This is a genomic window from Paenibacillus sp. FSL R7-0297, from assembly GCF_038009025.1.
In the GTDB taxonomy this organism is placed as follows: Bacteria; Bacillota; Bacilli; order Paenibacillales; family Paenibacillaceae; genus Paenibacillus_AQ.
The window spans coordinates 3,543,972-3,556,044 of the sequence record NZ_JBBPAQ010000001.1 but is presented as its reverse complement, the minus strand read 5'-3'; the positions used below and the strand labels follow the sequence as shown (position 1 = coordinate 3,556,044).

12 protein-coding genes are annotated in these 12,073 nt (G+C 52.1%); 3 read left to right on the top strand and 9 right to left on the bottom strand.

Features of this window, described 5'->3' with window-relative positions:
- Positions 1–15 precede the first annotated feature (15 nt).
- The gene (locus MKZ24_RS15445; protein ID WP_042237962.1) at positions 16–291 is read left to right on the top strand and encodes a PQ-loop domain-containing transporter; all 276 of its coding nucleotides are present in this window, start codon (positions 16–18) and stop codon (positions 289–291) included.
- Between the two features lie 21 nt (positions 292–312).
- On the opposite strand, the gene MKZ24_RS15440 is transcribed toward MKZ24_RS15445, so the two are convergent.
- Together MKZ24_RS15440 and MKZ24_RS15435 are read right to left on the bottom strand one after the other, a co-directional pair.
- Positions 313–1,287: a sensor histidine kinase gene (locus MKZ24_RS15440; RefSeq protein WP_042237964.1), complete on the bottom strand. Its 975-nt coding sequence runs from the start codon at positions 1,285–1,287 to the stop codon at positions 313–315.
- Position 1,288: 1 nt separating this feature from the next.
- Positions 1,289–1,987 (bottom strand): response regulator transcription factor, encoded by a 699-nt coding sequence (locus tag MKZ24_RS15435; protein ID WP_042237965.1) that lies wholly within the window; start codon positions 1,985–1,987, stop codon positions 1,289–1,291.
- 107 nt (positions 1,988–2,094) lie between these two features.
- Here MKZ24_RS15435 and MKZ24_RS15430 point away from each other — a divergent pair, with 107 nt between their 5' ends.
- Entirely contained in the window at positions 2,095–2,892 is a 798-nt protein-coding gene (locus MKZ24_RS15430) for a class I SAM-dependent methyltransferase (RefSeq protein WP_340784318.1), read from the top strand.
- A 495-nt stretch (positions 2,893–3,387) separates the two neighbouring features.
- Here the strand turns inward: MKZ24_RS15430 and MKZ24_RS15425 are convergent, their stop codons facing one another.
- The 7 genes from MKZ24_RS15425 to MKZ24_RS15395 all read right to left on the bottom strand — a co-directional run bounded on the left by MKZ24_RS15425 (position 3,388) and on the right by MKZ24_RS15395 (position 11,369).
- Entirely contained in the window at positions 3,388–4,185 is a 798-nt protein-coding gene (locus tag MKZ24_RS15425; protein ID WP_340784316.1) for a TIGR00266 family protein, read from the bottom strand.
- Positions 4,186–4,618: 433 nt separating this feature from the next.
- Complete coding sequence (locus MKZ24_RS15420; RefSeq protein ID WP_340784314.1) at positions 4,619–5,305, bottom strand: YitT family protein; 687 nt, start codon at positions 5,303–5,305, stop codon at positions 4,619–4,621.
- A 315-nt stretch (positions 5,306–5,620) separates the two neighbouring features.
- Positions 5,621–6,121, bottom strand: a complete 501-nt coding sequence (locus tag MKZ24_RS15415; protein ID WP_340784312.1) for a Crp/Fnr family transcriptional regulator — start codon at positions 6,119–6,121, stop codon at positions 5,621–5,623.
- 214 nt (positions 6,122–6,335) lie between these two features.
- Positions 6,336–7,457, bottom strand: coding sequence for an IS200/IS605 family element RNA-guided endonuclease TnpB (gene tnpB / locus MKZ24_RS15410; protein ID WP_340784307.1), 1,122 nt, complete (start codon positions 7,455–7,457; stop codon positions 6,336–6,338).
- A gap of 204 nt (positions 7,458–7,661) precedes the next feature.
- Positions 7,662–9,611 (bottom strand): PTS fructose transporter subunit IIABC, encoded by a 1,950-nt coding sequence (locus MKZ24_RS15405; RefSeq protein ID WP_340784305.1) that lies wholly within the window; start codon positions 9,609–9,611, stop codon positions 7,662–7,664.
- A 44-nt stretch (positions 9,612–9,655) separates the two neighbouring features.
- A complete protein-coding gene (gene pfkB / locus MKZ24_RS15400) occupies positions 9,656–10,567 on the bottom strand; it encodes a 1-phosphofructokinase (RefSeq protein ID WP_340790174.1) in 912 nt (303 codons plus the stop codon).
- Between the two features lie 40 nt (positions 10,568–10,607).
- On the bottom strand, positions 10,608–11,369 hold the full coding sequence (locus MKZ24_RS15395) for a DeoR/GlpR family DNA-binding transcription regulator (RefSeq protein ID WP_197072957.1): 762 nt from the start codon (positions 11,367–11,369) through the stop codon (positions 10,608–10,610).
- Between the two features lie 400 nt (positions 11,370–11,769).
- On the opposite strand from MKZ24_RS15395, the gene MKZ24_RS15390 reads away from it, so the two are divergent.
- Complete coding sequence (locus MKZ24_RS15390) at positions 11,770–12,069, top strand: hypothetical protein (protein ID WP_042237985.1); 300 nt, start codon at positions 11,770–11,772, stop codon at positions 12,067–12,069.
- Positions 12,070–12,073: the final 4 nt, after the last annotated feature.

Below are 12,073 nucleotides of genomic sequence, written 5' to 3'. Positions count from 1 at the left end.
TAGCGGGGTGTACGCATGTTGTTCACAGTAATGCAGCTGATTGGCGGTATCATTCTCTCTGTAGGCTGGGTTCCACAGATTCTGCAAATCATCAAGACCCGGTCTGTCACAGACCTTAGCTTGAAATCCTACCTGCTGATGCTGCTGGGCATCGCCCTGATGGAGGCTTATGCGGTAAATCTGGCCGCTCACGGGGTTGGGCTCGCTTTTCTGATCACCAATACCCTGTCGCTGGCGGTTGTAACAACGGTCGTCCTCCTGATTATCCGCTACCGGGCAAGCAGTAAATAGGCAGAAATGCCGCCCCCTGTGTCAAAAAACAATCCGCACTGCCGTCCCCTTGCCTACCTCAGAGCTTATCTCCACCTCATGCTCCAGCTTGCCGCAGATTTGCTTCACCAGATACAAGCCCATGCCTGTAGACTCCTGAAAGCTGCGCCCATTGACGCCGGTAAAATAAGGATCGAATACCCGCGGCAGGTCACCCGGAGGGATGCCCACGCCTTCATCGCGCACCTCCAGCACAGCCCTGCCCTGCTCCTGAAGATACCCATGGAAATGCACAAACTTCCCCTCCTCCACTGTATAGCGCAGGGCATTGGTTATCAGCTGGGTTATGACGAAGGACAGCCATTTCTCGTCCGAGGTAACCGAAATCCCGCTCTCCACAGAAATCACCGGAAACACCCGCTTGCGGATAAACAGCCGTTTCTGTTCCGAGGTTACGCTCCGCACCACGGCCGAGAGCTCCAGCCGCTCGACATAGAAATCATGCTCAAAGGTATCCAGCCGGGCGGTGTAGAGCACCGTTTCCAGCCCTTTCTTCAGCCGGTCCAGCTCATCGCCAATGGCCGTGAACGGAGCCCCGTCTTTATCCTGTATCATCAGATGAATCACTGAAAGCGGCGTCTTCATGCCATGCACCCACTGGTTGATGAAGTGAATATGCTCCTCCAACTTGTGGCGGTAGTTGTGCAGGTCGTTCTGGTACAGCCGGAACTGCTGGGCCAGCAACATACGCAGACTCCCGGCCAAAGGCGTGTTCTGCGCCGGCCCGCCGGATTCCTCGAGCGATGCCGGCACCGTCAAAAGCCGCTCATAGAATGTACGGTTTGTGAGATAACGGTAGGCCAGATAACCCAGCAGCAGAATTGTACTGAGCAGCGCCGCATACAGGCTCACTGTGACTCCACTCCCCCCGTCCAGCCGGTAGACAAGCGTAATTATGATAAGCTGGGCCAGATAGACGATGATCAAAGGCGATTGTTCCCGCATGAACAGCTTCATGTCACCCCTCCTCCCAATTCCCGGTGAGCCTGTACCCTTGACCGCGCACCGTCTGCAGCCCCTCCATAATGTCCAGCGCAGCCAACTTCTTGCGTACCCGGGTTACGTAGACATTCAGTGTGTTGTCATCCACAAAAGCTTCGGTATCCCAAATCTTCTCCAGCAGCCGGTCACGCGTAACGAGGGTACCGGATTTCTGCATCAGCTCATCGAGAATCTTGGCCTCGGTGTGGCTGAGGTCGATTCTGGCTCCGCCCCGTGTCAGGATCAGCCGTTCTACGTCCAGCATCAGTCCCGAGACGGTGAGGCTGCGTTCAGTGCCGCCCCCGGCGTAGGAGCCGTAAGCGCGGCGCAGGTGGCTTTTGATTTTGGCCATCGCAATCTCGTAATCAAAGGGTTTCGTAATATAATCATCCGCGCCATTCTCCAGCGCCATGACCTGATCCATCTTCCCGTCTCGCGCGGAGATGAACAGAATGGGACAAGTCGAGACCGCACGGATCTGGCGGCACCAATAATATCCGTCGAATTTGGGCAGGTTCACGTCCAGCAGGACCAGCTGCGGGGCGAACGTCTCGAACTCGGTCCGTACCGCTTCAAAATCATGCACCGCCATTGTTTCGTATCCAAACTTATGTAAGTAGTCCTGGAGCAGGGTTACCAGTCCCTTGTCGTCCTCAATGATAAATATTTTGAACATCATAGCCCTCCGGTTGCCGCCTTAAGTAGTCTAAGGGGTTTGCCCCATAATATATACAGTACCTGCGTTCCAGTCAAATCTGCGGTATACTTTCCGGGAAGCGGTGAATGCCAGTACAATTCCTGTTTCGAAAAAATAACGGGCTTAAAGCCGTTAAGGAGGTACCCCGCATGAAGCAAAACAAATATGATGAGACCAGCTTTTTTGAAAATTACAGCCGGATGCCGCGCTCCACAGGCGGACTTGAGTCCGCCGGAGAATGGGGAACCTTCCGCACGCTGCTGCCTGACCTGCAGGGTCAGCGGATACTGGATCTGGGCTGCGGCTTCGGCTGGCACTGCCGGTATGCCCGTGAGCAGGGGGCCGTATCTGTAGTGGGCATCGATCTTTCCGCGAATATGCTGGAGCGGGCCAGGGCGATGACCCGCGATCCGAAGATTGAATACCTCCAGCTGGCAATTGAAGATGCCGCTTTCGGTGCGGATGAATTCGATACAGTCATCAGTTCACTTGCCATTCACTATGTAGAAGACATCGCCAGCCTCTGCCGCCAGGTCTACTATTGCCTGAAGCCTGGCGGAGCCTTCGTGTTCTCGGTCGAGCATCCCATCTTCACCGCGCTCGCCGCGCAGGATTGGCATTACGGTCTTGAAGGCGGGAAGCAGCATTGGCCTGTTGACAATTATCATCTCGAAGGACCGAGGCAAGCCAATTTCCTTGATCATGCAGTCACGAAGTACCACCGTAATACCGCCACCTACATTAATACGCTGATCGGTTCCGGCTTCACCCTGACCCGGATCTCCGAGCTGCAGCCGACTGCAGCTATGCTGGAGAATAATGCTGCCTGGCAGGAGGAAACCCGGCGTCCGATGTTCCTGCTGCTGTCTGCGGTGAAGAATTAGCCGGTATATAGCGTGCGTTTGAGAAACAAAATTGCTGGAGGGCGAGGCTGGGTGAGGCTTCGCGGGCGAGGCTGGCTGGAGCTTAGTATGCGCGTATTTGCTCCAGCAGTGGCCGGTGGGTTCTTCATAACTCACTCATCAGCTTGTGGGGAGGACTGAGATTCCGTTATTTGTGCAAATCGAGTGATTTCACAGGGTAAGCGGACTCAGATTCCGTTATGGGGCCGATTATCCCTCCTTTTGAGCTGAAATCAACAGGATAAAGGAATCTCAGTCCGTTTCATCAGCAAAAAAAAGGTCTTTCCAGGAAATAAGGGCATCTCAGTCCGCTTCCCTCCGCAGACCAAACAGCCGCCTCCCGGGGAATCCGGCGAGGCGGCTGTTGCACTTACCGGGGAATCCCGTGAAGCAGCGGCTGCATTCCGCTCAATCCCGCGAGGCGGCAATTTGTTACGGTTGAATTTGGAGCGGCGGCTTATTTTGTCGCCGCTCCACTTACTTGCCGTCCAGCAGATTACCCAATCCGCCAAGGATGCTGCCCTCTTCCTTGCGCCCGGAAGGTCCGGCGGCTGACAGAATACGGTCGGCCATCCGGCTGAACGGCAGCGACTGCACCCACACCTTGCCCGGTCCGCGCAGGGTGGCGAAGAACAGGCCTTCGCCGCCGAAAAGTGCAGTTTTCACACCTTTGACCATCTCGATATTATAATCGATAGAGGATGTCATGGCGACGAGACAACCGGTGTCGAGCTTTATAGTCTCTCCAGGCTGCAGCGTCCGCTCCAGCACATGACCGCCGGAGTGGACGAAGGAGAGTCCGTCTCCTTCGAGCTTTTGCATGATGAAGCCTTCGCCGCCGAAGAAGCCCGCCCCCAGCCTGCGCTGGAATTCAATGCCGATCGACACGCCTTTGGCTGCGCAGAGGAAGGAATCCTTCTGGCAGATGATTTTGCCGCCGTATTGCTGAAGATCCAGCGGAATAATCTTGCCCGGGTATGGGGCGGCAAAGGTTACGCTTTTCCGTCCATATGCCCCGCTGTGCGTGAAGACGGTCATGAACAGGCTCTCCCCGGTCAGCAGCCGTTTGCCTGCACCCTTCAGCATGCCCATCAGTCCGCCGCCGCCCCGCGAGTTGCCGCTGCCGTCACCAAAGATCGTCTCCATCGTAATCTCCGGGTCCATCATCATGAAGCTGCCCGCTTCAGCAATGACACTCTCCCCCGGGTCGAGCTGCACCTCCACACACTGAATTTCCTCACCCATAATCGCATAATCAATTTCGTGAGCACTCATTCTCGTACATCCTCCTCTACATTCTGAGCATAGTGTAACCTCGGGCCTTGCAGTTTGAATGAAATATATACGCGCGCTCACGCCTCACGGTTTCAGTATCCAGGAACACCTGGGAGGTCAATGTGTGAATTGTGGCGCAAACGAAGAAATACACATTTTACCGAAAACAAACTAACAGAGGATGATATGTAAAATTGTTGCAATATTACAACTTCGATTCACTGATACCGGGGTGTGCGGAAGGATTGTTGTATGAAATACAAGAATCCTCTCGTTAATCGGCTTGGAGGGGGCAGAATGCTGCATTTCATAAAGCAATTTCCGGTTACGGTCGATATTACGGGCGGAATGTTGTATGAAATGCAGGATTTTTTCAAAAAAAAGACCAGCTGGACTTAAGTCCGCTGACCTTTCATCATCCCCGTATAGGGGTTCACATTGCATTGTTCACATTCACCGTGCCATCCTGAGTCTTGGCTAGTGGAGATGGAATCTTCGGAGCCTTGACCAGCTTCGGTCTGCCCAGAGAGGTTGTAAAAGTAATCACATATCCGGCCACAACTACAGCCATCACTGTGTACAGGGTCTCTTTTAACGGCATATAGAAGAGGGACAATGCCAGTACAATTACATCCATCAGGATAAATACGGTTCCTACCTTAATTCCTTTCCATTCACTAATCAATAGCGACAAAATATCATCACCGCCGCTCGCCCCGCCACCACGCAGGACCATTCCCGCTCCTAGACCTGTCAGTACACCGGACAACAGCGCCGCAACAGGCAGATTGCCCTGCAGATCAATAACCCATCCGGAATAGCGTTCCATAAGTCCGTAGAATACCGTGAAGGCTACTACAGAAATGAAGGTGTTCACAACGAACGATTTTCCTTTGAAGATGATGGCGATTAAGAGCACTGGAATGTCTAAGATCAGGATCGATAGTGATGGTGAAATCCCTAGTACATATTTGCCGAGCAGCGATAATCCTACGAATCCGCCCTCGGTCAAATGGTTCTGATAATTAATGTGATAATACGTAAATGCAAGCAATAGTGTTCCGGACAAAATAACAGCTAGTCGGAGCGGCAAACTCATGCCACTGTCTTGTTTCCTCATTACTCGGTCTCCCCTTATCGTATATGGCGGCTAGACGTCCCACCAGCCTCTACGACGGGTTAAACCGGAGGTGTTGCTCCTTCGCATACAATACTCCCTTCCCTCGCAGAGGCGGTTCGTCAATTAACAACGGTTCGCGCACATTCTACAGGGAAGCTAAGTATAAGACAGATCATAACGTTTCCAAATCGTCCTTTGGGGAATCGTCCTTCGGGGACACATGGTATCCTGATCCTTTCTTTAGTTTGATATGTTCTGAATAGATTATACCACGCGGAACGGCCACTCTAAACAGTTTCCAGTAAAAATAAGCAATTAGCCCTGATTTCGCAATAAGCGGTTGACTGTTTCCCGGCGTACACCAATTAATTGTCCGATCTCTTCCTGTGTCAGCAGATCTGTGAGCTGTGCGCCATGAGAGTATTCGTTCAGCCAGTCGGTCAGGAGTGCCATCCGTTCTGCGGGTGATCCGACCGTGAGGTGGTCGAGCCGTGTCTGCATAAACCGCACCTTCTCCTGCAGCAAAAGGGCGATCTCCATCACCTTCTCAGGATTCTCCCGCAGCTCGCGGTACCATTCCGCAGCGGGAACGATCTCGACCTCGCTTCTCATCATTGCCACCGCTGTTCCATGCGCCTCCTTCGGCGAAATGAGGGAATGATGGGGGACGGTCTCACCCGGATACAGCAGGTTGAACAGTACCATGTTCCCGTTCTCGTGCAGTCTTGTCACCTTGAACAGCCCGCTCTTCACCCGGTACAGGTTCTCGCCGCCGTCGCCCTGGCGGAACAAGACTTCCCCTTTGTGCAGAATCATTTCGCATTCTCCTTTGCTTTCTCTTTATATATATTTTTAATTATACCGAAATACGACATTGAATTCTCCCCCACTTAGCTAACGCTTGAAGTGGCGGATTCTTGCGAACAGAAGAGTACCCTCTTCTTATGGAGCAAGCGATCCCTGCGTTCCCGCAGTTTTACATTTTTGACGCTAGTGAAATCTTGAATTCTATCGTTTGGTTAGGTGGGGGTTAAACCGCTACTTGTTCAATATTGTGAGCGGCGTTTTCGTCACGGTCATGGATCGTCCCGCAGGCCGTACACGTCCATTCCCGAATGGACAGGTTCTTCACCTCGGGGTGGATTGTGCCACACACATGGCAACGCTGACTGGTCGGCTCAAACGTGTCGGCGATCCGAAGATTTCGTCCATACCATTTCGCTTTATACGTCAGCTGTCGCACCCACTCGCCCCAAGACGCATCAGCAATGGATTTTGAAAGCTTGGGGTTCTGAATCATATTCGCCACACGCAGATGTTCGATACTAATCGTTTGGTTTTCACGAATCAGTCTCGTGGTCAGCTTGTGGAGGAAGTCATTTCGTTTATTGGCAATGCGTTCGTGAATACGAGCGATATGCTGCCTTGCTTTCTTCCAGTTGGAGCCGCCCGGAGTACGCCGAGCCATCCGCCGCTGCCAAAGCGCCAGCTTGTTCTCGTATTGACGGTAAAAGCGAGGATTGGCGATATGTTCGCCGTTTGAGCATACTGCATATTCTTTCAAGCCTAAGTCGATGCCAATAGGTGTATCCACCTGAGGCAGAGGGTTCTTTTGAACTTCGCAAACGAGCGAGACGAAAAATTTCCCGCTGGCGTTTTTACGAACGGTAGCGGACAATATCCGGCCTTCCAGCTTCCGGGAGTTTGCAAAACGTATCCAGCCGAGTTTGGGGAGCTTCAAGCGACTGCCCTCCATGGCGATATTCCCGTTGGTGAATTTGGTCGTGTAACTTTGAATCGGATGCTTTCGGCTCTTGAAGCGTGGCGCTTGATTTTGCTTCTTGAAAAAACGATCAAAGCTATCCGCCACATGACGAGCAGCCGACTGCAAAGCGATGCTATCGACTTCTTTCAGCCAGTCGTATTGTGCTTTTAAACCGGGGAGTTGTGTCGCACAAGCGTGATAAGACAAGCCTTTTCCCGTTTCCGCATAGCTTTGATTCCAAGCTCCCAAGAAGTAATTGAACACAAAACGGCAGCAGCCAAACATTCGACGAATGAGTTGCTGTTGCTCTGTATTGGGGTAGATCCGATATTTATAGGCTTGATGAACCAGGTGTTTCGAAGAAACCTCCTGCGCAGACACGAGCATGTGCAACACCTCCTTTTAGTGATCTCATCCATATTATAGCACATACGTTCGTCTTGAAATCGAAAACTACAGATTCATCCCCACCCTATCGAGGGTGGGGTATTCTCAGCTTTTTTAGATAAAATGGAGCGTGCAAACAAAGAAACCGTATGAATGCAGAATGTTGCTCTGCTTCCATACGGTTAAGGACAGGAAATGATTACGTTACTTCAATGCGAGCGGCTTCTTCCAGAGACCCAGCATCAGCCCGGAAATAACGGAGCCGATCAGCACAGCCAGCAGGAACAGCAGCGCGCTGCTGGACAAGAAGGCTACGAACACACCTCCATGCGGTGCAGGTACATTGATATTCCACAGCTGGGTCAGTCCGCCGGCTACGGCTGAACCCACGATACAGGAAGTGAGCACCCGCAGCGGATCTGCTGCAGCAAACGGAATGGCACCTTCGGTGATGAACGACAAGCCCAGCACGTAGTTGGTTAATCCGGATTTGCGTTCAGTTTCAGTGAATTTATTCTTGAAGAACGTAGTTGCAAGGGCAATCGCCAGCGGAGGCACCATCCCTCCGGCCATGACGGCAGCCATCATCAGTCCGTTTGTATTGCCGCTTGAGGTGAACACACCGATAGCAAAGGTGTATGCTGCTTTATTGAACGGACCGCCCATATCGATAGCCATCATACCGCCAAGCACCAATCCCAGCAGTATTTTGTTGCCAGTACCCAGGTGGTTAAGCGCATCAATCATACCTTCATTAATCCAGCTGAATACCGGATTGAACAGATAGAACATGACCGCGCCGGTAATAAGCAAACTGAACACCGGATACAACAGAATCGGTTTCAGGCCGTCAAGCGTACGCGGCAGGCCAGAGAAGGCTTTGCGGAGCATAATCACCACATAACCGGCCAGGAAACCGGCAGCCAGGCCGCCCAGGAAGCCCGCATTGGCATTTAGAGCCATGATACCGCCGACCATACCAGGCATCAGCGCCGGGCGGTCGCCGATGCTAAGTGCGATAAATCCGGCCAGAATTGGAATCAGGAAGTGGAACGCCCCGTCTCCTCCGCCAATCGTCTGCAGCAGCTTCACCAGCGGATTATCGACACTGGCTACCTGTTCAATCAAGAAGGAGATCGCCAGCAGAATCCCGCCGCCGACTACGAACGGCAGCATGTGGGAGATGCCATTCATCAGGTCTTTATAAATTTTGCTTCCGATTGTACCGGACTTCGCCGATGCGGCACCATCCTCATTACGGCCGGAGCTGCGGTAGATTGGCGCATTGCCTTGGACCGCGATGCGGATTAATTCCTCTGACTTGCGGATTCCATCGCTTACGGGACGCTGAAGTACAGGCTTGCCGTTGAAGCGGTCCATCTCCACGTTCTTATCCGCAGCAATAATAACTCCGCTCGCCCGGGCAATCTCATCCGCAGTCAGCACATTCTGCGCACCTTCTGAACCGTTCGTTTCTACACGGATGTTAACTCCCATCTCTTTGGCTTTCTTCTTCAGGGCATCCTCAGCCATGAAGGTATGGGCAATTCCCGTAGGACATGCTGTCACAGCCACAACAAAGCTCTGCGAATCCGGGTTCCCGGTGATCATCCGTGCAGGTTCAGCCTGCGGCGCCGCTGTCTTCCGGGCTTCATGCTCCGCAGCTGCCTTAGCTTCCGCTTCCGCCTGAGCTTCGGCCTCAGCTTGCTTGGCATCGAACAAGCGTGTTACTTCAGCAGGAGTCTTGGCACTCATGAGCTGCTCGATGAATTCGCTTTCAATGAGCAGCCTTGATAATGCAGCCAGTGTGCGCAGGTGCATATTTCCAGCTCCGTCCGGCGCTGCAATCATGAAGAACAAATGAGCCGGCGCTCCATCCAGTGAGGCAAAATCTAGTCCGGCGCTGCTCTTGGCGAACACAACCGTTGCTTCATTCACAGCTTTGGTCTTGGCATGAGGCATAGCGATGCCTCCGCCGATTCCCGTACTGGACTGGGCTTCACGGTCCAGTATCTTGTCTTTGAACAGCTTCACGTCATTAATGCGTCCGCTGGCTGCGAGGCTGGCAATCAGTTCGTCAATCGCCGCTTCCTTCGTTGTAGCCTTCAGCTCCATAATCATAGTTTCCTGTATCATCAAATCTGTAATTTTCATTAATCTCAACTCCCCGGTTTACTTAAAATCTTTCGTTATGTTGTTTACAGCTGGGAAATTACAACGAGCGGCCGAAGCTGATCTATCTTCTGTCTGTCCGCCAGATCGTCCGAGAATGCCGTTGCGCTTCCTGAGGCGACGCCGGCACGGAATGCCTCCAGCACATCTCCGGTCAGCGACAAGTTCCCCACAAACCCGGCGATCATGGAATCTCCTGCACCTACTGAATTCTTCACCTGCCCTGCAGGAGCAGCTGCATGGTAGACACCTTGCTCCGAAATAAACAATGCCCCTTCACCGGCCATCGATACCAGCACATGCCTGGCCCCTGCTTCCAGCAGCTTGCGTCCGTAGGTAATAATCTCCTCCCTTGTGCTGATCTGAACGCCGAACAGCTCTGCCAGCTCATGGTGATTCGGTTTGACAAGCAGCGGTCCCAAGGGCAACGCGTCTTTCAGCGCCTGTCCCGTTGTATCAATTACAAACTCTGCCCCCTTCTGTTTGCATACTGCGATCAGCCTGCTATAGAAATCTCCGCCAAGTGACGGTGGAGTACTTCCCGACAGAATAACAACATCACCCTGCTTCAGGGCATCCAGCTTGTGCAGCAGAGAAGCGGTCTCAGGCTGCGAAATCTCCGGTCCGGCTCCGTTAATTTCCGTCTCTTCCCCGGCTTTCAGCTTGATATTGATCCGGGTATCATCCGTTATGTGAACGAAATCACTTGCAATCATCTCTTGACGCAGCCACTGTTCAATATATCCGCCCGTAAAACCGCCAAGGAATCCGGTTGCCGTATTCTCGACCCCCAGCTGCTTCAGTACGCGGGATACATTGATTCCCTTCCCACCGGGCAGCTTCATATCCCGCTTCATCCGGTTTAACCCGCCTAGTGTAAACTCATCAACCTCCACGATATAATCGACGGAAGGATTAAGTGTCACTGTATAAATCATCATTCATCCCTCATTTATAATGTTTGTCTTCTTCTCACACTCACACCAATGTATAATCAACGTCCATCTTCTCCAGCTCCCGGCGGAAGTTATCCGGCGTATCCGTATCAAGAATGCAGTGATCCATCTCCTGCAGATCCGCGACTTTACAAAAGGAGATTTGCCCGATCTTGCTATGGTCTGCGAGCAGAATGGCTTGCTTTGCGACAGCAATCATTTTGCGCTTGGTTGCAGCCTCCAGCATATTGGGAGTCGTGATGCCTTCATGTATATCCAGCCCGTTGGTTCCAAGGAAGGCTTTGTCTACCCGAACCATATCCAGTGAGCGTTCTGTCATCGGTCCGACAAAAGCCATCGTGTCCGGCCGCAGCATTCCGCCTGTAATCGAGACTTCGATATGGCGGCAATCCTTCAGCTCATTAAGCGCCATAATCGAGTTGGTGATGACCTTGAGATTACGGAAGGATTTCAGCGCCCGGGCAATCTGCAGCGTAGTCGTTCCGCCATCCAGAAGAATTGCATCGCCTTCCTCAATCATCTCCACGGCCTTGCGGGCAATCCGCAGCTTCTCATCAAGGAACCGGTCTTCTTTATCCGGAACAGCCGCTTCAAAGTTCACACTCTGCAGGGATACCGCCCCGCCATGCGTACGTTTCAGCAGCCGTGCTTCCTCAAGCTCCTTGAGATCGCGGCGGACCGTTGATTCTGAAACGGACAGCTCCTGGCTCAGCTCCTGAACCGATGCTCTTGTATGATTCTCAATAAACTGCAGAATACTCAGCTTCCGTTCTTCTTCAAACATGCGCTTCACTCCTCGGACTTGCAGCACCTGCTGCCGGATTCCTTTTATACACAATCGTCTATTTGTGTTCGGGCTTATTGTTAATTGAATTTAAATAAAAGCTCATTCGTGACTGATATTGATCATTTCTGCTCATTTATGATTGTAACAGCGTTTTCATAAACTGTAAAGTGCTTTTTTATCCGCTTATTTTTTACGGAAAAAGCTTATACTATGCCTTATGCGGCGGCTTTTTTCGTTATCCGCTGATCGAATGGCTGAATGGATGCTCATCTCTGCTCATTTCATCCTGAAAGGGGCAAATACCGGCTGCAGCAAATAACCACCCGAACGCCTATTTCACAAACGCGGTCAGCGACATATTTTATATTACATATGGGGAAAAGCGGGTGAACAGGAGATGGCCTATAACAATAATAATTATGGATCCGGCTATACAGGCGGTAACAACAATAACACTAACGGAGGTGCGGGCAAATCCTCCCCTGCAGAAGCTGAAGAACTCAGTGCCGAAGACTATGCAATCATTGCCGCAGGTTTTGGGGCACTAGGTGAAATCTTTGCTTTTCTCTCCCTGGTCAAAGCCAAACAGGTCACCAAAGAAACCGGAGGACAGGCAGGCTTTGAAGTGGACCCTATCCTATTCGTACAGTCACGAAAAAAAAAAGCAGCCAGACGAAAATCCCGCCGGCCGCGTTGATATA

What these genes read in the sequence shown, in the direction of transcription:
- MKZ24_RS15445 (WP_042237962.1), top strand. Translation starts at nt 16, where the DNA reads ATGTTGTTCACAGTAATGCAGCTGATTGGCGGTATCATTCTCTCTGTA.
- MKZ24_RS15435 (WP_042237965.1), bottom strand. Translation starts at nt 1,987, where the DNA reads ATGTTCAAAATATTTATCATTGAGGACGACAAGGGACTGGTAACCCTG.
- pfkB (WP_340790174.1), bottom strand. Translation starts at nt 10,567, where the DNA reads ATGATTTATACAGTGACACTTAATCCTTCCGTCGATTATATCGTGGAG.
- MKZ24_RS15420 (WP_340784314.1), bottom strand. Translation starts at nt 5,305, where the DNA reads ATGAGGAAACAAGACAGTGGCATGAGTTTGCCGCTCCGACTAGCTGTT.
- MKZ24_RS15440 (WP_042237964.1), bottom strand. Translation starts at nt 1,287, where the DNA reads ATGAAGCTGTTCATGCGGGAACAATCGCCTTTGATCATCGTCTATCTG.
- MKZ24_RS15390 (WP_042237985.1), top strand. Translation starts at nt 11,770, where the DNA reads ATGGCCTATAACAATAATAATTATGGATCCGGCTATACAGGCGGTAAC.
- MKZ24_RS15395 (WP_197072957.1), bottom strand. Translation starts at nt 11,369, where the DNA reads ATGTTTGAAGAAGAACGGAAGCTGAGTATTCTGCAGTTTATTGAGAAT.
- MKZ24_RS15430 (WP_340784318.1), top strand. Translation starts at nt 2,095, where the DNA reads ATGCCAGTACAATTCCTGTTTCGAAAAAATAACGGGCTTAAAGCCGTT.
- tnpB (WP_340784307.1), bottom strand. Translation starts at nt 7,457, where the DNA reads ATGCTCGTGTCTGCGCAGGAGGTTTCTTCGAAACACCTGGTTCATCAA.
- MKZ24_RS15405 (WP_340784305.1), bottom strand. Translation starts at nt 9,611, where the DNA reads ATGAAAATTACAGATTTGATGATACAGGAAACTATGATTATGGAGCTG.
- MKZ24_RS15415 (WP_340784312.1), bottom strand. Translation starts at nt 6,121, where the DNA reads ATGATTCTGCACAAAGGGGAAGTCTTGTTCCGCCAGGGCGACGGCGGC.
- MKZ24_RS15425 (WP_340784316.1), bottom strand. Translation starts at nt 4,185, where the DNA reads ATGAGTGCTCACGAAATTGATTATGCGATTATGGGTGAGGAAATTCAG.